The organism is Terribacillus aidingensis (assembly GCF_040703035.1).
Lineage (GTDB): Bacteria > Bacillota > Bacilli > Bacillales > Amphibacillaceae > Terribacillus.
In genome coordinates this window covers 2,863,076-2,882,932 of sequence record NZ_CP159996.1, presented here as the reverse complement: position 1 = coordinate 2,882,932, position 19,857 = coordinate 2,863,076, and the positions used below count along the sequence as shown (strand labels likewise).

Here is a 19,857-nt window from a genome sequence, read left to right as displayed (position 1 = left end):
CTGCATGAACAACTATATCACGACTTGTTCCAATTTATGTTAACTTACTGTAATAAGAATGTAAAGATAGTTTTGGCATGTTATGATAGATTATAGCAAAAACTGTTTTAATTCTGAAAAAGAGGTCGGAGGAATCAAAAGTATGCTTGAAAAAGTGACAAATATCACCATGCTCGTTACTAGTGATGTGCATGGGAATATCTTTCCTACTACATACCGGGATCACGAACCAGCTCCTCAGGGACTGGCACGGGTAGCTACCTTAATTAAAAGAATAAGAGAAGAAAAGAAGCATGTTCTGCTGCTGGATAATGGGGATATGATACAAGGAACACCGCTGACGTATCATCATGCAAAATACCAAGCAGATAAGGATAACCCCTTGATCCGATGTATGAACGAGCTCAAATATGATGCTGCGGTAATAGGAAATCATGAATTCAACTATGGCATGCCATATCTGCAATCAGCTATTCAGCTTGCAGACTTTCCATATCTTTGCGGGAATATCCTGGATGAGACGAAAAAGAGACCTGTATTCGGCAGACCGTACGAAATCAAACAGATCGATGGTATCAAGCTGGCGATCATCGGTGTCACCACTCATTTCATTCCTAACTGGGAAGATCCAAACCACATTGAGGGGCTTACGTTCGAGCATGTCCTGGAATCGACGAGAAGATGGGTGAAGGAAGTTCGGGAAAAAGAACAGCCTGATGTCCTTATCGTTGCTTATCATGGCGGGTTCGAACGTGATCTGGAAACCGGAGAACCAACAGAATCACTTACTGGTGAAAATGTGGGCTATGAAATTTGCCATTCAATAGAAGGAATTGATATTTTGGTCACCGGTCACCAGCATCGATCACTTGCTGAAAAGGTGAATAATGTGACCGTTGTGCAGCCTGGATCCAATGGTGCATTCCTAGGAGAAGTCTCGATTGCTGTCGAGCATCTGTATAATAGTAGAAAACGTGTCACATCAGAGACGAAATTACATACGATCACGAATGAAATTCTGCCTGATGAAACGATTCTGAGACTAGTTTCTTCCTATGAAGAGGAAACACAGAAATGGCTGGACCAGCCGATCGGGAAAATAAATGGAGATATGATCATCCATGATGCCTTTGAAACGAGGGTGAAGGAGACACCATTTATTGAGTTCATCAATAAAGTTCAGATGGATGCAGCAAATGCTGCCATCTCCAGTACAGCATTGTTTCATAATGCGTCACCTGGTTTTCCGCAGAATATTACGATGCGCGATATCGTCTCCAATTATATCTATCCAAACACGTTAAAGGTGATTGAGATTTCTGGAGCAGATATGAAGCATGCTCTTGAACTCTCTGCCACTTACTTCAATTTGGATCAAGAGGGTGAGCTTGAGGTGAGCCGCTCCTTCCTGGAACCTAAGCCGCAGCACTACAATTATGACATGTGGGAAGGAATCGGCTATATATTGGATATCAGCCGCGAAATTGGAGACCGTGTACAGGAATTGACCATCAAGGGCACCCCTGTCATTGCAGATGAGATGTATGAGGTAGTAATGAATAATTACCGGGCAGCTGGCGGTGGAGATTACGTCATGTTCAAAGGAAAGCATGTTGTCAGGGAGATCACAACAGATATGACGGAACTAATTGCAGATTACATCAGCAAGCGAAATGTAATTGAAGCAACTTGCAATCATAATTGGGTAGTGAAGAAGTAGAAAACAGGAGCTCCCGCTCCTGTTTTCTTCTGTAATTGGAATAAAAAAGGGAAATCAAGGATTGATTTTGTAACATTTGTCCTAATAAAGCCGGAAAAACGACAAAAACTGAATGGAAAAAAGCGAGTGCAAACAAAGTCAACAAGAAATTTAATTTTGCTCATTTACAATTAATGGAATAAAAAGAGGCCTTTTATTACAAAAAAGCCCCTAAAAGCTTGGTTATCGAATGTTTTATTACAGAAAGATTACAGTGTAACAATAGTATTGCTGGAGTCCTAGCCTGTAATATAACCTTAAACTTCCTGTAACCCACCTAGCTAAGCCCATGTGATACCATAAGTTCTGTTAGAAATTTAAGGAGGTAAACGACGTATGAAAAAAACAGTCGTATCTTTAGCTACAGGACTAGTAATTGCGGGGGCATTCAGTACAACAGCATCAGCTGCTGAATATAATGTTCAAACAGGGGACTCTCTTTGGAAAATCGCAGACAAATACGAAGTGAGTGTAGATCAGCTTAAAGAGCTTAACCAACTTGATTCTGACCTAATCTTTCCTAATCAAAAATTAACTATAGATAAAGAAACAAACCAAACAGACTCATACACAGTACAAAAAGGCGATTCTCTTTCTAAGATCGCAGGGAAGTTCAATATATCGGTAGGCGAGTTGAAATCTTGGAACAGCCTTAATTCCGATTTGATTGTAATAGGTCAGCAACTAGCTGTAACTGGCGGGGCTGTAACTGAAACAGCACCAGTGAAGCAGGAAGCTGCTAAGACAGAAGCTCCTAAACAAGAAGCTCCTAAACAAGAAGAAAAGCAAGAAGCACCTGCACAAACAGAACAAAAAGCAGAACCTGCTAAACAAGAAGCAGCTCCTGCCCAAGAAGAAAAAGCAGCTACAAGTACTAGCCAAGAAGCAACGAAAGAATTGACAGTATCCGCAACTGCATATACTGGTCAATGTGAAGGATGCTCTGGTGTAACAGCAACTGGTATCGATTTGAACGCTAATCCTAATGCGAAAGTTATTGCAGTAGACCCTAGTGTCATTCCTTTGGGATCCAAAGTATGGGTTGAAGGCTATGGTGAAGCAATTGCAGGCGATACTGGCGGTGCAATCAAAGGTAATAAGATCGATGTACACGTACCTGATCAAGGAACTGCTTTGAACTGGGGACGTAAAACTGTAACAGTAAAAGTACTAGACTAATACAAATAGCGTAACAGGTGGAGCAAATGGCGGTTTGCTCTGCCTGTTTTTATTTATATTATAGTTTACCCGCGTGTGTGCAGGATAAACGCATCACTATTTTAAATTTACAGAAGATTTACTTGTCTCGTTAATGCTTTGGATATTTCCTTCCCCTCGAAAAAGACCGATTATGCTGAAACTGATGATCAGCAGGACAAAAATGCCGATCAGCCACTTTTGCATATAATTTCCCCCTTTTTATGTGTATACTAGTATCTTACAAACTTTTCGCGCGTACTTCTATGGAAACTTCACATAATAATTATGTAAAAAGTATGAAAGAGGGAACAACATGAACGTGTTCAATGATCTAAACTTACAAAATAATCGTTTGGAAATATTACATAAATTAGGTCTGACAGAACCAACACCTGTTCAAAAGCAAGCTATTCCAGAAATTTTGGCTGGAAAAGATGTGATTGCCAAAGCACAGACAGGTACTGGTAAGACACTTGCATTCCTGCTGCCGATATTGGAAATGCTGGAAGCAGATAGCGCTGGCATTCAGGCACTTATTCTGAGCCCGACGAGGGAGCTGGCTATCCAGATCTATGATGAACTGGCGAAGCTGATTCATCCGGAAGAAGAAATTGGTACGCTGGCAGTCTATGGCGGTCAGGATATCGTCAAGCAGCTTAAGAAACTGGAAGGCAGAGTGGATATCGTTGTCGCGACACCGGGTCGTCTGCTAGACCATATGCGTCGCGGCACAGTGGATCTTTCCCATGTCCGGACATTCGTGCTGGATGAGGCAGATCAGATGCTGCATATGGGATTCTGGCATGATGTAAAGGACGTTGCAAATGCATTGCCGAATACGAAACAAACACTGCTGTTCTCTGCTACAATGCCGAAGGAAATCCGCCAGCTGGCATCCTCCCAGATGCAAAAGCCAAAGGAAATCACCATTCAAACAACCAATGTGACTCTGAAGGAAATAAAGCAGATTGTCCTGGAAATGTCTGATCGTGAGAAGCGGAATGCATTGAAGGTGTTATTGCAAATGTATCGTCCATTTGCTGCTATTATCTTCTGCCGGACAAGAAGACGTGCTTCTGAGCTGCATGGATATTTGCGCGCGCAGGGTTTCGAATCGGATGAACTGCATGGTGATTTATCACAGGCAAAGCGGGAACGTGCTATGAAGAATTTTCGGGAGTATAAGACACAGTTCCTTGTTGCAACAGATGTAGCAGCTCGGGGGTTGGATGTTGAAGGTGTGACCCATGTATTCAATTACGATCTTCCGGAGGATACTGAAAGCTATATCCACCGCATCGGCCGTACAGGCAGGGCAGGCAGTACGGGCTTAACGGTAGCCTTTGTGACACCTCGCGACAGACATCAAATAAAACAAATTGAAAAAGAAACAAAACAGCATCTGCCGCGAAAAGAACTTGTTTTCGGAGAGAATGGCAAGCCTGATTTATTGGATGCAGAGTAAGTCGCCCTTGACAAACGAAAACAAGGGTAATACAATGAATCCAACATATCTGATACGTGAGCGAAGACGAAGAGTAGTAGCTTATGTGGTCACTTCAGAGAGCCGGTGGATGGTGGAAACCGGTGTGACACATACGTGAATGGACTTCCGAGCACCATAGCTGAAATCACCAGTAAGCTGTGGCGGCAACTCCCCCGATAGCAGGAGCAAAGTGAGCTAGTTCGCTAGCTAACAAAGGTGGTACCACGGGTAATCTCGTCCTTTATTGAGAGATTGCCCTTTTTTTATACACATAACTCGTTGATGAAGAGGAGTACATGCTGCTTGATTTGCACAGAGAGCCTGGTGTGGTGAGATCCAGGTCAAATCGGCAGCATGGAATGGACTTCAGAGAGATTCCTTGAAACATAGTAGGGGAATCCGGTTTCCCCCGTTACCGGGATAGGATATCAAGGCTAAAGCTTTCGTAACCGAATGAGAGGAAAGCAAAAGAGCTTTCAATAGAGGTGGCACCGCGGTGTAAAACCGTCCCCTATGCACATGAACCAATCATGTGCATAGGGGACGGTTTTTTTATTTCAAAGAAAAGGGAGCGAGAAAGATGACGGTTACGGATAGTGTTCGATTTCAGAAGAAGCAATTGAACGGAGATACACTCACACCTGTCGTAATTTATAAACGGCTGGCAGGAGAAAAGAAGTTTTTGCTGGAAAGTTCGGTACACCATACAGGAAAGGGTCGCTATTCCATCATTGGAGCTAATCCTTATAAAGAATTGATCGGGAAGGGACAGGAAACAACGCTGAAGTCTTCAGGACAGGAAGAGAAGCTGGCAGATAAACCGTTAGAGGTTCTGAAGAAACAGATAAGCGGAATGGAGCTGCCGCTTGAGTTTCCTTTCTATGGCGGTGCTGTCGGATATATGGCATATGATTCGATCCGGCAATATGAAGTGATTGGAGAAGTGCCAGAGGATCCGATTGGTATGCCGGAAGTTCATTTTATGTTTTATGAGGATATCATCATTTATGACCATAAGCATCAGCAGATAACTTTACTGGCTATTGATGGCGCAGGAAACCGGTCGGCGGATATGCTCCAGGCTCGTTTGGAGGTTATGGAGCGAGAGATTACAACCTTCAAGAACATACCCGATGCAGTATTGAAGCCAGTCTATTTCCAGCCTGAGACGGATCAAACAACATTTATGCAGATGGTGGAAGATGCCAAAACGTACATCAAAGCCGGTGATGTATTCCAGATAGTACTTTCGCAGCGATTGACAGCAGACTTCCATGGAGATGCTTTTAGCTTTTACCGAAAGCTGCGGGCAAGCAATCCTTCGCCGTATATGTTCTTCCTCGATTTTGAGGACTATACCGTACTGGGTGCGTCCCCTGAAAGCTTGATCAAAGCTAGCGGCAATAAAGTGACAGCTAACCCGATTGCTGGGTCAAGGCCCCGTGGTAAAACGGCAGAGCAAGATGAACAGCTGACGACTGAACTGCTGGCCGATGAAAAGGAATTGGCAGAGCATCGGATGCTTGTCGACTTAAGCCGCAATGATCTGGGACGTGTATGTAAGGTCGGCACCGTCGAGCTGACAAAGTATATGACGGTGGAAAAGTACCAGCATATCATGCACATTGTCTCTGAAGTCCAAGGAGAACTAGCAGATAATATGACTGGATTGGACGCATTGGTTGCAGCACTTCCTGCTGGAACCGTATCAGGTGCTCCTAAGATTAGGGCAATGGAATTGATCAATCATTTTGAAAAGAAAAAAAGAGGGCTCTATGCCGGGGCGGTAGGCTATATAAATATGAATGGCGATCTCGATCTGGCGCTGGCTATTCGAACGATGATAATAAAAGACAACAAGGCGTATGTACAGGCGGGAGCCGGACTAGTGTATGATTCCGATCCCGAGACAGAATATCACGAGACACTGCATAAAGCGAAATCTTTAACGGAGGTCGGATTACATGATACTGCTGATCGATAATTATGATTCTTTTACGTATAATCTTTTCCAATACACAGCGGAGCTTGGGGAACAAGTCAAGGTTGTACGTAACGATGCCATCTCCATCCAGGACATCGAAACGTTGAAACCTGAGGCAATCATCGTCTCACCTGGTCCGGGCAGACCGGAAGATGCAGGAATATGTGTCGATGCAATCCGCCACTTTGCAGGAAAGATTCCGATACTCGGCATATGTCTTGGTCACCAGGCAATCGGTACAGCCTTCGGTGCGGACATTATCCGTGCAGGGCAAATCAAGCATGGCAAGACATCGACGCTTCGATATGAGGGAGAACCTGCAATCGAAGGGATAGTAAAAGATTTGCCGATCATGCGCTATCATTCTCTAGTCATCGATAAGCGCAATATTCCGAATGAATTGAAAGTTACCGCTTATTCAGAGGATGACGAGGAAATCATGGCTGTCCAGCATATCCGCTATCCGGTTTACGGACTGCAGTTCCACCCGGAATCAATCGGAACAGAAGCAGGTAAGGAGATCGTGAGGCATTATATTTTAACCATGAAAGAAGGGGAAAGTAATGGAACCATTATTGGCTAAGCTTACGAATACACAGGCTTTGACGTATGCAGAAACGCTGCAGGCATCCCGGGAGTTGCTGGATGGCAGTATGCCGGATGCTGTGGCAGGTGCATTTCTTTCGATGCTGCAAACCCGTGGGGAAACAGCGGATGAAGTAGCTGGTATGGTGGCTGCAATTCGGGAAAAAGCGCAGACAATTCCCCTTCAGGCAGCAAATGTAATGGATAACTGCGGTACCGGAGGCGATGGATCGCAAAGCTTCAACATTAGTACGACGGCAGCCTTTGTCATTGCTGGAGCGGGTATTACGATCGCCAAACATGGGAATCGCAGCGTATCAAGCAGAACCGGAAGTGCGGATGTACTGGAGAAGCTGGGGATCCCATTGTATTTGCCGGCAGAGGAGATGACGCATCTGCTTGAGGAGAATGGTATCGCCTTCTTATTCGCGCCTCATGTTCATCCAGGTCTGAAGCAGGTGATGCAGCTGCGCAAAGTACTGCGAATTCCTACGATCTTTAATTTAATTGGGCCATTGACGAATCCAGTCCAGCTTGATTCACAGCTGCTCGGCATCTATCGCCGCGATATGCTTGGGATGATGGCCGAAGCGCTCCATAAGCTGGGACGCAAAAGAGCGATTGTCATTAATGGAGCAGGATATATGGATGAAGCATCACTTGCAGGAGAGAACCATCTTGTCCTGCTGGAGGACGGTAAACAGACAGCTTTCACTCTTCATCCGGATGAGGTTGGCCTGCCGGTTTATCCGCTTAAAGCAATCAAGGGCGGTGATGCAGCTGAGAATGCAGACATTCTTCTGCGTGTGTTGAATGGGGAGAAAGGTGTCCATCAGGAAACAGTGGTTTTGAATGCAGGACTTGGCATATTTGCGAATGGAAAAGTGGCTTCTATACAGGAAGGCATCGAGCTTGCTAAGGAAAGCATTGATAGCGGAGCTGCTAGACAGAAACTGCAATACTTGATCGATTATAAACAAAGGGAAGTGAGATCATGACATTCTTAGCAAGGATACTAGAAGAGAAGCGAACGGAAATTAGTACAATGAAGCAAACATATCGACCGACAGCAGCGCAGCGCAAGCCGATATCGTTATATGAACGATTCCAAGAACAGAAACAGCTGCAGATTATCGCAGAAATCAAGCGTGCTTCACCTTCCAAAGGATTGATCAATCCCGATGTTGTACCTGCGGACCAGGCAAAGATCTACGAAGCCGCAGGAGCGGGTGCAATTTCAGTGTTGACTGATTTACCGTTTTTCAAAGGCACGATGGATGATTTGGCAGCTGTCCGGGAGGCAGTGGAAGTACCGATATTGAATAAAGATTTCATCCTTGATGAAATTCAGATAGACCGAGCAGCTGATTATGGTGCTGATGTAATTCTATTGATTGTAGCGGCATTGGAAGAAGAGCGATTGCACGCTCTCTATCAGTATGCAAAATCCAAAGAGATGGATGTGCTGGTAGAGGTGCACAATGAAGAAGAATTAGAGCAAGCGCAAAAGCTTGGTGCCAATATCATCGGCATCAATAATCGAAACCTAAAAACCTTCGAGGTGGATTTGGGTGTAACAGAAAGATTGATAGAAAGAATTGACACCTCAGATACTCTTGTTATCAGCGAAAGCGGCATAACGGTATCAGCTGATGCATCTCGTGCAGCAAAAGCAGGGGCAAGGGGAATTCTTGTTGGTGAAACACTTATGCGAGCTGACGATGCAGCAGCAGTACTGGAGACACTCCAAGTTCCGGTAGGAGCGGAGCAGTCATGATCGTCAAGATTTGCGGCATTCAGTCGGTGGAGGCTGGGCAGACAGCGGTGGAAGCAGGAGCTGACATGATCGGATTCGTTTTTGCGGACAGCAGAAGGAGAGTATCACCTGAGCAAGCTGCCGGCATCGGGAAAAAGCTTCCAGCTCACGTGAAAAAAGTAGGTGTATTTGTCAATGAGTCGATCGAGAGTTTGCTGGTCATAGCCGAGACGGCAGAACTGGATTATATTCAGCTGCATGGCGATGAAACACCAGACTACATTAAAGCTATCCGCAAGCCTGTCATTAAAGCTTTTTCGGTAGGTTCAGAGGATGACCTGAAGAAGCTGGCTGATTACCCATGTGATTACTATCTGCTGGATAGTCCGGCTGAAGCATATAGGGGAGGGAACGGCACCACATTCGACTGGTCGCTGGCAAGCTCAGAAACAATTCCGACGGAAAGGCTCTTTCTTGCAGGCGGATTGCATGCTGGCAATGTACAGCAGGCGATTGAAGAAGTAAGTCCGATTGGTGTCGACGTCAGCAGCGGTGTGGAGACAGATGGACAAAAGGATCCGATTAAAATAAAACAATTCATTACAGCGGCAAAGAGAGGACAGTGAAAAACATGGCAACATATCCGACAGAAACCGGGCATTATGGAAGCTTTGGCGGCCGATTTGTACCAGAAACACTCATGCCAGCCATCTTGGAACTAGAAGCGGCATTCAAGGAAGCGAAGGAAGATCCTGCCTTCCAAGAAGAGATGCGCTATTACTTGAAACAGTATATCGGACGGGAGACCCCGCTTTATTTTGCAGAACGTTTAACAGCAACTCTTGGCGGACCGAGGATCTATTTGAAAAGAGAAGACCTTAACCATACAGGGGCACATAAAATCAACAACACAATCGGGCAGGCGTTGCTCACACAGCGGATGGGCAAGAAAAAGGTTGTAGCTGAAACAGGCGCTGGCCAGCATGGTGTTGCCACTGCGACAGTCAGCGCGTTGCTAGGATTGGAATGCATCATCTTCATGGGAAAAGAAGACGTCAGACGACAAGCATTGAACGTGTACCGGATGGAGCTCTTAGGCGCTCAAGTCGTATCCGTCGATCAGGGTAACGGCACCTTGAAGGATGCGGTAAACGAAGCGATGCGCTATTGGACGGCGAATGTAGAAGATACACATTATATTTTCGGTACAGCTGCCGGCCCGCATCCATTCCCGCAAATCGTCCGCGATTTCCAGCGGATTATCGGCGATGAAACCCGCAAGCAGATCATCGAGGCAGAAGGCAAGCTGCCGGAAGCAATTGTTGCCTGCGTTGGAGGAGGAAGTAACGCAATTGGCATGTTCTATCCGTTCGTGGATGATCGCGATGTTAAAATGTACGGTGTGGAAGCAGGAGGTATGGGTCTGCCAACAGGTAAGCATGCGGCCTCTCTTACAGAGGGGAAAGCGGGAATTCTGCATGGATCATTATCCTATTTGCTTCAAAATGAAGACGGTCAGGTACAGGAGCCTCATTCCATTTCGGCCGGATTGGATTATCCAGGCGTCGGTCCGGAACATAGCTATTTAAAAGATGCTGGTCGAGTTACGTACGATGCTGTTACCGACGAAGAAGCGCTAGAGGCTGTGCGACTCCTATCCAGAACAGAAGGAATCATACCAGCACTGGAAAGCGCGCATGCAGTTGCATACTGTAAAAAGCTGGCGCCAGTGATGGGTGAAGAGGATGTGCTTGTTGTCTGTTTGTCCGGACGCGGGGATAAGGATGTAAACACAATCAGGGAAGCGCATGAAACAGGAGGAGATCTGCATGAGTAAAGCTATGCTGGATAATGCATTTCAAACGGTATCACAAGCTGGGGAAAAAGCTTTCGTACCATATATAATGGCTGGTGATGGCGGCTTGGACAGTTTGAATGAACGCATTCAATTTCTTGCTGATAGTGGTGCAACAGGAATCGAGCTGGGACTTCCTTTTTCAGATCCAGTCGCGGACGGGCCAACTATCCAGGCAGCTGGAATTCGCGCATTGGAGGCGGGCACGACTGTCCGTGCAGTACTCGATGAGGTTGCTAAGGAAAAAGCCAGCCGCAATGTGCCGCTTGTTATCATGACGTACTTGAATCCAGTCTTCGCCTTTGGTGTGGAAGACTTCGCGTCAGCCTGTGCTGCAGCAGGGATATCTGGTCTTATCCTGCCAGATCTGCCGCTTGAAGAGGAAGGACTTGTTGTCGAAGCTCTTCAAAAGCATGAAATAGCTCTGATTCGTTTGGTCGCTTTGACCAGTACACCAGAAAGGATCCGGGCACTCGCTGAGCGCGCTGAAGGCTTTCTTTATGCCGTGACAGTTGCAGGTACGACAGGGGAGAGAGCGACCTTCGTCGATCAGCTGGGAGCACATCTGCAGGAGCTGAAAAAAATCAGCAACGCACCAGTACTGGCTGGTTTCGGGGTTTCTACACCAGCGCATGTGAAGGAACTGAGCCAATATTGTGATGGAGTAGTGGTTGGAAGTAAGATTGTCGATGCATTGCATCAAGGAGACAGACAGCAAGTGGAAGAGTTGATTAGAGCAAGGAAGCAGGTGTAAATGACTTGCTTCTCCGTGGTTGGAGTGCAGGGAAATCATGATTTCCCTGCACTCTTTTTTTGCTTAAGAGAAGAAAGATCTGTCTGCCCCCAGCCCCAAACGCTTAGTTCAAACTTATGATATATGAAACATTTCCAGCAACCATCCGTAGATTCATTAAGAGGAAAAAGAAAGGATGGTGCTAGTGCTTGAACTAAAGGATGTGACGAAGAGGTTCGGCAAGCATACTGCTGTCGACCAGCTGACATTGTCGATACCAGAGGGAGAAATTTTTGGATTCCTAGGAGCTAACGGTGCAGGTAAAACGACTACTTTCCGTATGATTCTTAACTTATTGGAGAATACAGAAGGAGAAATATTCTGGCGTGGAAAAAAGATTACGTATGATCAGAGTGATGAAATTGGCTATCTTCCAGAGGAACGCGGACTTTATCCAAAGCTTACCGTAAAGGATCAGCTCGTGTATTTAGCCAAGCTTAGGGGGATGGCAAAGGCAGACAGTGTGAAAGCAATAAAGAACTGGCTTGATCGATTTAATATAACAGAATATGAAAACAAGAAAGTGGAAGAGCTCTCTAAAGGAAACCAGCAGAAAATACAATTCATATCCGCTGTATTGCACAATCCTCGCCTATTGATATTGGATGAACCATTCTCAGGACTGGATCCGGTTAATGTGGAAATGCTGAAGCAGGCTGTAATAGAATTGAAAAATAATGGAACATCAATCATCTTCTCGTCTCACCGCATGGAACATGTAGAAGAACTATGTCGTTTTCTTTGCATAATGAAGCACGGAAAGCCGGTCGTAGAGGGAGACTTAATCGAAATAAAGCGATCTTTCCGCAAGAAGAACATTACCATATCAGCAGACTATGACTTAACCTTTTTAAAGGAAGCATCAGGTGTGGTGAAGTACCATCAAACGCAGCAGGGATGCCGACTTCAGATTGCATCATCAGAAGATGCCGTTTCTGTATGGAAGCAGCTGACCGAGAAAGGATTTGTCAGCAAATTTGAAGTGGAGGAACCAACGCTGAATGATATCTTCATTGAAAAGGCAGGTGAGTCTTATGCGTAAGTTTTGGACTGTGTTTTCGCATACCTATCTCTCTCGAGTAAAAACAAAAGGTTATGTTATTTCGAGTGCGATATTTTTACTTGTTATCTGTGGAGTCTTTTATGTGCCGGATATTATCGACCGTTTTACCGGCGATTCTGAAGAACCGGTCGTAGCTGTTATAGATGAAACAGAAAATCAGCAGACCTTTGAAGCATTAAATGCCAGTGCAGAAGAATATCAGCCTGAATTATTTAATGGAAGCGAAGAAGCAGCGAAAGATGCAGTAGAGAATGAGGAATATGAAGGACTGCTCGTTTTAAGTCAGTCTGAGCAAAGCTTGCCAGAAGCCGCTTTTTACAGTATGCAGCTCACGAACAGTACCAGTGAAACAATAGAAGCACAGCTGCAGCAAATCAAAGTTGCCCAAGCAGCTTCACAGGCAGGCGTTGACGAAGCGACCATGCAGGATATATATGCACCAGTGTCTTTCCAGCGGGATGCCCTTGATGATAATGCAAAAACGGAAGAAGAATTGGCAGGATCATATGGACTTGTTTATATTTTAGTTTTTGCTCTATATATGAGTGTGATTGTTTACGGCATGATGATTGCAACGGATATCACCAATGAGAAATCATCAAGAGTGATGGAAATCTTGATCTCCAGCTCCTCGCCAGTCGGCCAAATGTTCGCCAAGATTCTGGCGATTGGAATGGTAGGACTTACACAAGTCGCTTTAATCACGGTAGCCGTGTATGCAATGGTGCAGATCCGCGGGGAAGAACTGGGCGGAGGCTTCTTCGATTTTATTGGTATCGCAAATGCATCGCCGGTCACATTAACGTTTGCGTTGATTTTCTTTATCCTAGGCTACTTCTTATATGCCACAATTTGTGCAGGGCTCGGATCGGTTGTAAGCAGAATGGAGGATGTCCAGCAGCTTGTTAGTCCGGTTATCTTCTTGGTGATGGGAGCATTCTTTCTATCTATCTATGGACTTAGCTCACCCGATTCACCACTCATAGTCGTGACATCTTACATTCCATTCTTCACACCGATGATTATGTTTTTACGTATTGGAATGCTTGGCGTTCCTGCCTGGGAAATAGCCCTTTCCATCGCAATCCTTGTAGCAACCATTTTGCTGATTGCTTGGATTGCTGCTAAAATCTATCGCGGCGGCGTATTGATGTACGGTAAAGGCGGATCATTCAATCAGCTGAAGGAAGCGTTAAAGCTGTCAGGAAATATAAAAAAATAGAGATGGTAAGATTGACGAGCGTGCAGAGAACTTCTTGTTTTCTGTACGTTTTTTATTAAAAAAATAAGGGGCTGGGACAAAAGTGTTTTAGTTAGATAAAAAACCGAACTATAGTGCAAATCTTCATACGAAAAATTGCATAAGTTCGGATTTTTGATTCTTTATCTAACCTAGCGTAGGCAGAACACGGAGACCCTTACGGGAACAGCGCGAGTGGAAGACCCCGCAGTGGTGAACTGGAGGTTGAGACCGTGTTATGTCCCTGCCTCTATAGCTGTGTTTTATACCTTGCCTATCTTCTATTGCGGCTCATCTGCAGTAGATACCTGCCATGTTACACCGAACTTATCTTTGACCTGCCCATATAAAGGACTCCAGAAGGTCTGCTGCAGTTCCATAATGATTTGGCCGCCGACTGATAGCTTCTCAAACACAACCTTTGTTTCTTCCGGAGCGCTGATAATAACGGCAATTCCTACTTGGTCGCCTAGCTCGAGCGGCTGACCTGGGAATGTATCAGATAGCATCAAGTCGTTGCCGCCCACTTTTAAATGCGCATGCAAAACGCGATCCTTTGCTTCAGCCGGAATTGGGTGGTTAGGATCCTCCGGCATCTCACCAAAAGTTTGTATATGCAGTACTTGAGCTCCTAAAGCATCCTCATATAATTTGACTGCTTCTTGTCCATTGCCGTTTGTCACAATATAAGAATTGATTCCTTGTACCATGTAAGTTCATCCTTTTCTATGTTTTATTTCATTCCTGTAAGAATTTCGCGGCAGATTGCGAGATTCCTTTACTATCTATGTAAAAAAGAACTATCCATCCAGACTGGACGGATAGTTCGAATCATCTTCCGAAGTTGGTAAACATCCCGCCAACAAAGTCAGTCACATTTTCCATCTTCACATTTTCTATTTCTTCCCGGTAATCCTCAGGATTGTCTTCGGGATCATAGCCGATTTTGGCTGCATATCGATTATCAAAGTAGTCATTATGCAAGGAAGAAACGCCATAAAAGACACTCGTGCCGATTTGGTCCGCCTCCAAACAGCAGACAATCAGCTGATTCATATCCCGGACACTGATCCATGTATTCAGGTTGCGATGCTCCGCGGGTTTCTCCAAATAGCTGCCGATGCGCAGGCTGGCTGTTTCAATGCCGTGCTTTTTGTGATACATATTCGCCAGGTTCTCGCCGAATGCTTTGCTGGAACCGTAGTATGTATCTGGCAGGTGAGGGGCATCTGGTCCGATTGATTGATTGATCGGGTGGAAGCCGACAGCGTGGTTGCTGCTGGCGAAAACGATACGTTTGATACCATGCTTCCGGGCTGCTTCGTATACATGGTAGGTTCCATTGAAGTTGTTTCGGTTAATCTTCTCGTATGTGCTTTCCGTTGCAATCCCGCCCAAATGGACGATTGCATCCACACCTTCTGCCAGCTGTTCGACTTCTTCTGCTACGGCAAGATCAGCTTGTTTGAATGTACCGAATTGATTTAAGTCTTCGTCTTGTTTAATATCGGTCATCACTAGATCATATTGATCGTGGATAGCTTTGACTAAATTCTTGCCAATATGACCGGCGGCTCCTGTCACAAGTACTTTCATCTTTCATCTGCTCCTTTGTTGTTCGAATTCCAACAGCCAGTTCTTACGCCACGGCTCCCAGCGGTAACCTGTTACAATTCCGTTCCTGCCGACAACCCGATGGCAGGGGATAACGATAGCGAATGTGTTTCGCCCGACCGCACTGGCTGCTGCCCGAACGGCTCGTCCATTTCCTGCATCTTCGGCAATTGTGCTATAAAAAGCGGAACTGCCATATGGTATTTGATTGACCTGTTCCCACACACGCTGCTGAAAGGAAGTTCCGTTCATCGCCAGTGGCAGCTGGAAATTGGTAAGTTCACCGTTAAAATAAGCCTGCAGCTGTGTTTGAGCCAGTTTTGTTAGCGTGTTCTCGTTAGCCGGCAGCTGTTCACCGAATAGGATGCTTGTTATGAGTTGATCGGTTGCTGTGATCTGTACATTACCTAAAGGCGTCTCTATATTACTTGTATAGAACATGATTGCCTCCTAAGAAATAAGCTCCAAAGCAGAAAGCCTTGGAGCTTGATAGATTAGCTGTACATTGCTGCAATTTCTTTCTGCAGCTTTTTGTCAGAAACATATTCATCATACGTCATTTCTTTATCTACGATACCAGCTGGAGTGATCTCAATCAGACGGTTCGCGATACTGTTCACAAACTGTTGGTCATGCGAAGTGAAGAGAAGCACACCTTTGAATTTGATCAATCCTTCGTTCAAGGATTGGATGGATTCAAGATCCAAGTGGTTCGTCGGTTCATCCATTACCAATACATTCGATTTGCTAAGCATCATCTTCGATAGCATACAGCGTACTTTTTCTCCTCCGGAAAGCACGTTCGCTTCTTTCAGTGCATCTTCACCACTGAAAAGCATACGTCCTAGGAAACCGCGAAGGAACGTCTCTGTCTGGTCCTCAGGAGAGTACTGACGAAGCCATTCTACCAAAGTCAAATTCACACCATCAAAGTATTTGGAGTTGTCTTTCGGGAAGTACGATTGGGAAGTAGTGATACCCCATTTGTACTCACCAGCGTCAGGCTCCATTTCACCCATGATGATTTTCAATAGTGTTGTTTTCGCGATCTCATCGCGGCCGACTAGGGCAAGTTTGTCTTCGCGGCCGATTGTGAAGCTGACGTTATCGAGTACTTTAACACCGTCGATTGTCTTCGAAATGCCTTTGACAGTAAGCACATCATTACCGATTTCGCGCTCTTGCTGGAATCCTACATACGGATAGCGGCGGGAAGAAGGCTTGATGTCTTCCAATGTGATGTTATCAAGCATCTTCTTACGGGAAGTCGCTTGCTTCGATTTCGAAGCATTCGCACTGAATCGCGCGACGAACGCTTGTAATTCCTTGATTTTCTCTTCTTTTTTCTTGTTTTCATCCTGTGCCATTTGTGTAGCTAACTGGCTGGATTCATACCAGAAGTCATAGTTACCGACATAAAGCTGAATTTTACCAAAGTCAACATCCGCGATATGTGTACAAATCTTGTTTAAGAAGTGACGGTCGTGGGATACGACGATAACTGTGTTATCGAAATTGATCAAGAATTCTTCCAGCCACTGGATCGCTTGCAAATCAAGTCCGTTGGTAGGCTCATCCAGAAGCAAAACATCAGGGTTGCCGAACAAAGCTTGTGCAAGGAGCACTTTCACTTTCTCGGAACCAGTCAATTCAGCCATTTTTTTATCATGTAAGTTTTCAGAAATACCTAAGCCTTTTAATAGAACAGCGGCATCAGATTCTGCTTCCCAACCGTTAAGCTCTGCGAATTCACCTTCAAGTTCAGCAGCACGCATGCCGTCTGCTTCAGAGAAGTCTGCTTTTGCATAAAGCGCATCTTTTTCTTCGATGATTTTGAATAGACGCTCATGACCCATCATGACCGTTTGCAGAACTTCATGCTCTTCATAACCGAAGTGGTTCTGTTTCAGGAAGGCAAGACGCTCTCCATCACCAATCGCTACGTTACCTACCTGCGGCTCAACATCACCAGAAAGTACTTTCAAGAAAGTGGATTTTCCGGCACCGTTTGCACCTATAACCCCATAGCAGTTTCCAGGGGTGAACTTTATATTAACTTCTTCAAATAGCTTTTTGTCGCCATATTGTAGACCTACATTATTTACCGTTATCATGTATACCTTTTCCTCCATGATCAAAAATGTCACGCATGCCTTAAGCTTACGGGAAATAAGAGTGTAAGTCAATGTTCAAAAATTTGTAAAAGATATGGTGAAGGGTAGAATGAAAGCAGAGAAGTGACTCCTTTAGAAACTGCTGCCCATGCCGCTTGCTCCCGAAAAAAGCCGCCATGTGCTAAACTATAGGAAGTGATTCGAGAAAGGATGTTTTCATGGGTAAAACGGTTGTACTGGCAGAGAAGCCATCTGTCGGCCGCGATATAGCGCGTGTTCTTGGCTGTACGAAGAAGACGAACAGCTATATGGAAGGAAAAGACTATATTGTAACGTGGGCGCTTGGTCATTTAGTGACATTGGCAGACCCGGAGACATATGACGATAAATATAAAACTTGGAAAATAGAGGACTTGCCGATGCTGCCGGATAAGCTGAAGCTTGTTGTGATCAAGCAGACTGGCAGACAGTTCAGCACGGTAAAAACGCAATTGAACAGAAGTGATGTCAGTGATATTGTCATTGCCACTGATGCCGGGCGTGAAGGGGAGCTTGTTGCACGCTGGATTTTGGAAAAAGCTCGTGTGAACAAGCCTGTGAAACGGTTGTGGATTTCCTCGGTTACGGATAAAGCGATCAAGGACGGTTTTAAAAACCTGAAAAGCGGCAAGCAGTTTGAGAATCTCTATAAAGCAGCGGTAGCCCGCTCTGAGGCTGATTGGTATGTCGGTCTGAATGCAACACGCGCATTGACGACGAAATTCAACGCGCAGCTGTCCAGTGGACGCGTGCAGACGCCGACACTCGCGATGGTCCATCACCGGGAAGAAGAGATAAAGAACTTCAAGCCAGAGACATTCTATGGCATCGAAGCAAAGACTCAGAAAGGCTTGCGCCTCGTCTGGAAGGATCAGAAGCATAACAGTACACGGACGTTCTCTAAAGATAAGGCAGAGCAGGTGCTTCAGAAGCTGAATCAGGTTAAGGGTACAGTGAAGGAAGTGGAGAAGAAGCTGAAGAAGAGCTATGCTCCACAGTTGTATGATCTGACTGAACTTCAGCGCGATGCGAACCGTCTGTTTGGGTTTGGCGGTAAAGAAACACTCAATATCATGCAGCAGCTGTATGAGCGTCATAAGCTTCTCACATATCCGCGTACGGACTCACGTTATCTTTCTTCTGATATCGTTCCTACGCTGAAGGATCGGGTTAAAGCTGCAGGTGTAGGAAGCTACGGCCGTCTGGCAACGAAAATTACGAACGCACCAATTAAAGCGACAAAAGCATTTGTTGACGACAAGAAGGTATCTGATCACCACGCAATCATTCCAACCGATCAGAATGCGTATGGTGCTGACCTTTCCGATAAGGAACGGAAAATCTATGATTTGGTCATCAAGCGTTTCTTCGCTGTCCTGTTCCCGCCGTTTGAATATGAACAGACAACATTGACTGTTGAAGCAGCTGGAGAATCCTTCACTGCCAAAGGTAAAATCGTACAAAAGCAAGGCTGGAAGGAAGTCTATGCGAACAACTTTGATGACGTGGAAGCTGATGACGATCAAACGTTGCCGAACGTCGAAAAAGGCGAGGAGTGGTCGCTTGCGTATCGGATGACGATGGGCGAGACGAAACCGCCGGAACGATTCACAGAAGGCACCTTGCTTCATGCGATGGAAAATCCGGTCCGTTTCATGGCTGGTGAGAACAAAGATCTTATCAAAACGATCGGCCAGACTGGCGGACTTGGCACAGTTGCGACACGTGCTGATATCATTGACAAATTGTTCAATACATTCTATATCGAGAAACAAGGCAAGTATCTGAAAATGACTTCCAAAGGTCGACAGCTGCTTGAGCTTGTACCGGAAGACTTGAAATCACCAGCATTGACTGCAGAGTGGGAAATGAAGCTAAGTGCCATAGCAGAAGGCAAGCTGAACCAGCAGCAATACATTTCTGAAATGAAGCAGTATGCGAAAGAAGTCGTTACCGAAATCAAGAACAGCGAGCATAAGTATAAGCATGATAATATGACGGGCACACAGTGTCCGGATTGCGGCAAACTGATGCTTGAAGTGAATGGCAAACGCGGTCGTATGCTCGTTTGTCAGGACCGGGAATGCGGACATAAGAAAAATATCGCCAAAACGACGAATGCACGCTGCCCGAACTGTCATAAACGTTTGGAACTGCGCGGTGAAGGGGAAGGTCAGATTTTCTTCTGCAAATGCGGACATCGTGAAAAGCTGAGTACGTTCAACGAACGCCGCAAGAAAGAGAAAACCAATAAAGCGAGTAAGCGTGATGTACAGAAGTATTTGAAGAAGAATCAGCAAGATGATAGCTTCGCAAATACTGCATTAGCTGATGCACTTGCTAAATTTAAGAAGCAATAAACGAATAAG

General features: G+C 45.3%; 18 protein-coding genes and 2 other annotated features. Of the genes, 13 read left to right on the top strand and 5 right to left on the bottom strand.

The window, feature by feature from the left end; all coding sequences use genetic code 11:
* Nucleotides 1-142 precede the first annotated feature (142 nt).
* Both ABXS78_RS15015 and ABXS78_RS15010 read left to right on the top strand, forming a co-directional pair.
* Entirely contained in the window at nucleotides 143-1,720 is a 1,578-nt protein-coding gene (locus ABXS78_RS15015) for a bifunctional UDP-sugar hydrolase/5'-nucleotidase (protein WP_366247875.1), read from the top strand.
* 375 nt (nucleotides 1,721-2,095) lie between these two features.
* Nucleotides 2,096-2,938, top strand: a complete 843-nt coding sequence (locus tag ABXS78_RS15010) for a LysM peptidoglycan-binding domain-containing protein (RefSeq protein WP_095221094.1) — start codon at nucleotides 2,096-2,098, stop codon at nucleotides 2,936-2,938.
* Nucleotides 2,939-3,034: 96 nt separating this feature from the next.
* Here the strand turns inward: ABXS78_RS15010 and ABXS78_RS15005 are convergent, their stop codons facing one another.
* The gene (locus tag ABXS78_RS15005) at nucleotides 3,035-3,163 is read right to left on the bottom strand and encodes a hypothetical protein (RefSeq protein ID WP_255220708.1); all 129 of its coding nucleotides are present in this window, start codon (nucleotides 3,161-3,163) and stop codon (nucleotides 3,035-3,037) included.
* Nucleotides 3,164-3,272: 109 nt separating this feature from the next.
* On the opposite strand from ABXS78_RS15005, the gene ABXS78_RS15000 reads away from it, so the two are divergent.
* The 10 genes from ABXS78_RS15000 to ABXS78_RS14955 all read left to right on the top strand — a co-directional run bounded on the left by ABXS78_RS15000 (nucleotide 3,273) and on the right by ABXS78_RS14955 (nucleotide 13,703).
* Nucleotides 3,273-4,424: a DEAD/DEAH box helicase gene (locus ABXS78_RS15000; RefSeq protein WP_095221093.1), complete on the top strand. Its 1,152-nt coding sequence runs from the start codon at nucleotides 3,273-3,275 to the stop codon at nucleotides 4,422-4,424.
* Nucleotides 4,425-4,478: 54 nt separating this feature from the next.
* Nucleotides 4,479-4,690: a binding site (T-box leader), on the top strand.
* A gap of 25 nt (nucleotides 4,691-4,715) precedes the next feature.
* Nucleotides 4,716-4,960, top strand: a binding site (T-box leader).
* 65 nt (nucleotides 4,961-5,025) lie between these two features.
* Nucleotides 5,026-6,429 carry an anthranilate synthase component I gene (gene trpE, locus ABXS78_RS14995; RefSeq protein WP_366247874.1) on the top strand — a complete coding sequence of 468 codons (1,404 nt, stop codon included), beginning with the start codon at nucleotides 5,026-5,028 and terminating at the stop codon, nucleotides 6,427-6,429.
* The gene (locus ABXS78_RS14990) at nucleotides 6,410-7,012 is read left to right on the top strand and encodes an aminodeoxychorismate/anthranilate synthase component II (RefSeq protein ID WP_366247873.1); all 603 of its coding nucleotides are present in this window, start codon (nucleotides 6,410-6,412) and stop codon (nucleotides 7,010-7,012) included. Before trpE ends, ABXS78_RS14990 begins: the two co-directional genes overlap by 20 nt.
* Complete coding sequence (trpD, locus tag ABXS78_RS14985) at nucleotides 6,993-8,012, top strand: anthranilate phosphoribosyltransferase (RefSeq protein ID WP_366247872.1); 1,020 nt, start codon at nucleotides 6,993-6,995, stop codon at nucleotides 8,010-8,012. The genes ABXS78_RS14990 and trpD overlap by 20 nt, the downstream gene beginning before the upstream one ends.
* Nucleotides 8,009-8,791, top strand: a complete 783-nt coding sequence (gene trpC, locus ABXS78_RS14980) for an indole-3-glycerol phosphate synthase TrpC (RefSeq protein ID WP_366247871.1) — start codon at nucleotides 8,009-8,011, stop codon at nucleotides 8,789-8,791. The genes trpD and trpC overlap by 4 nt, the downstream gene beginning before the upstream one ends.
* Complete coding sequence (locus tag ABXS78_RS14975; protein WP_366247870.1) at nucleotides 8,788-9,396, top strand: phosphoribosylanthranilate isomerase; 609 nt, start codon at nucleotides 8,788-8,790, stop codon at nucleotides 9,394-9,396. Before trpC ends, ABXS78_RS14975 begins: the two co-directional genes overlap by 4 nt.
* A gap of 5 nt (nucleotides 9,397-9,401) precedes the next feature.
* The gene (gene trpB / locus ABXS78_RS14970) at nucleotides 9,402-10,607 is read left to right on the top strand and encodes a tryptophan synthase subunit beta (RefSeq protein ID WP_366247869.1); all 1,206 of its coding nucleotides are present in this window, start codon (nucleotides 9,402-9,404) and stop codon (nucleotides 10,605-10,607) included.
* Entirely contained in the window at nucleotides 10,600-11,379 is a 780-nt protein-coding gene (trpA, locus tag ABXS78_RS14965; RefSeq protein WP_366247868.1) for a tryptophan synthase subunit alpha, read from the top strand. The genes trpB and trpA overlap by 8 nt, the downstream gene beginning before the upstream one ends.
* 175 nt (nucleotides 11,380-11,554) lie before the next feature.
* Entirely contained in the window at nucleotides 11,555-12,460 is a 906-nt protein-coding gene (locus tag ABXS78_RS14960) for an ABC transporter ATP-binding protein (RefSeq protein ID WP_366247867.1), read from the top strand.
* Entirely contained in the window at nucleotides 12,420-13,703 is a 1,284-nt protein-coding gene (locus ABXS78_RS14955) for an ABC transporter permease (RefSeq protein ID WP_366247866.1), read from the top strand. Before ABXS78_RS14960 ends, ABXS78_RS14955 begins: the two co-directional genes overlap by 41 nt.
* Nucleotides 13,704-14,002: 299 nt before the next feature.
* Here the strand turns inward: ABXS78_RS14955 and ABXS78_RS14950 are convergent, their stop codons facing one another.
* The 4 genes from ABXS78_RS14950 to ABXS78_RS14935 all read right to left on the bottom strand — a co-directional run bounded on the left by ABXS78_RS14950 (nucleotide 14,003) and on the right by ABXS78_RS14935 (nucleotide 17,449).
* Nucleotides 14,003-14,431 (bottom strand): VOC family protein, encoded by a 429-nt coding sequence (locus ABXS78_RS14950; protein WP_366247865.1) that lies wholly within the window; start codon nucleotides 14,429-14,431, stop codon nucleotides 14,003-14,005.
* 121 nt (nucleotides 14,432-14,552) lie between these two features.
* Nucleotides 14,553-15,317, bottom strand: coding sequence for an NAD(P)-dependent oxidoreductase (locus tag ABXS78_RS14945; protein WP_366247864.1), 765 nt, complete (start codon nucleotides 15,315-15,317; stop codon nucleotides 14,553-14,555).
* A gap of 3 nt (nucleotides 15,318-15,320) precedes the next feature.
* Nucleotides 15,321-15,776 (bottom strand): methylated-DNA--[protein]-cysteine S-methyltransferase, encoded by a 456-nt coding sequence (locus tag ABXS78_RS14940; RefSeq protein WP_366247863.1) that lies wholly within the window; start codon nucleotides 15,774-15,776, stop codon nucleotides 15,321-15,323.
* A 53-nt stretch (nucleotides 15,777-15,829) separates the two neighbouring features.
* Nucleotides 15,830-17,449: an ATP-binding cassette domain-containing protein gene (locus ABXS78_RS14935; RefSeq protein WP_366247862.1), complete on the bottom strand. Its 1,620-nt coding sequence runs from the start codon at nucleotides 17,447-17,449 to the stop codon at nucleotides 15,830-15,832.
* Between the two features lie 218 nt (nucleotides 17,450-17,667).
* On the opposite strand from ABXS78_RS14935, the gene topB reads away from it, so the two are divergent.
* Entirely contained in the window at nucleotides 17,668-19,848 is a 2,181-nt protein-coding gene (gene topB, locus ABXS78_RS14930; protein ID WP_366247861.1) for a DNA topoisomerase III, read from the top strand.
* Nucleotides 19,849-19,857: the final 9 nt, after the last annotated feature.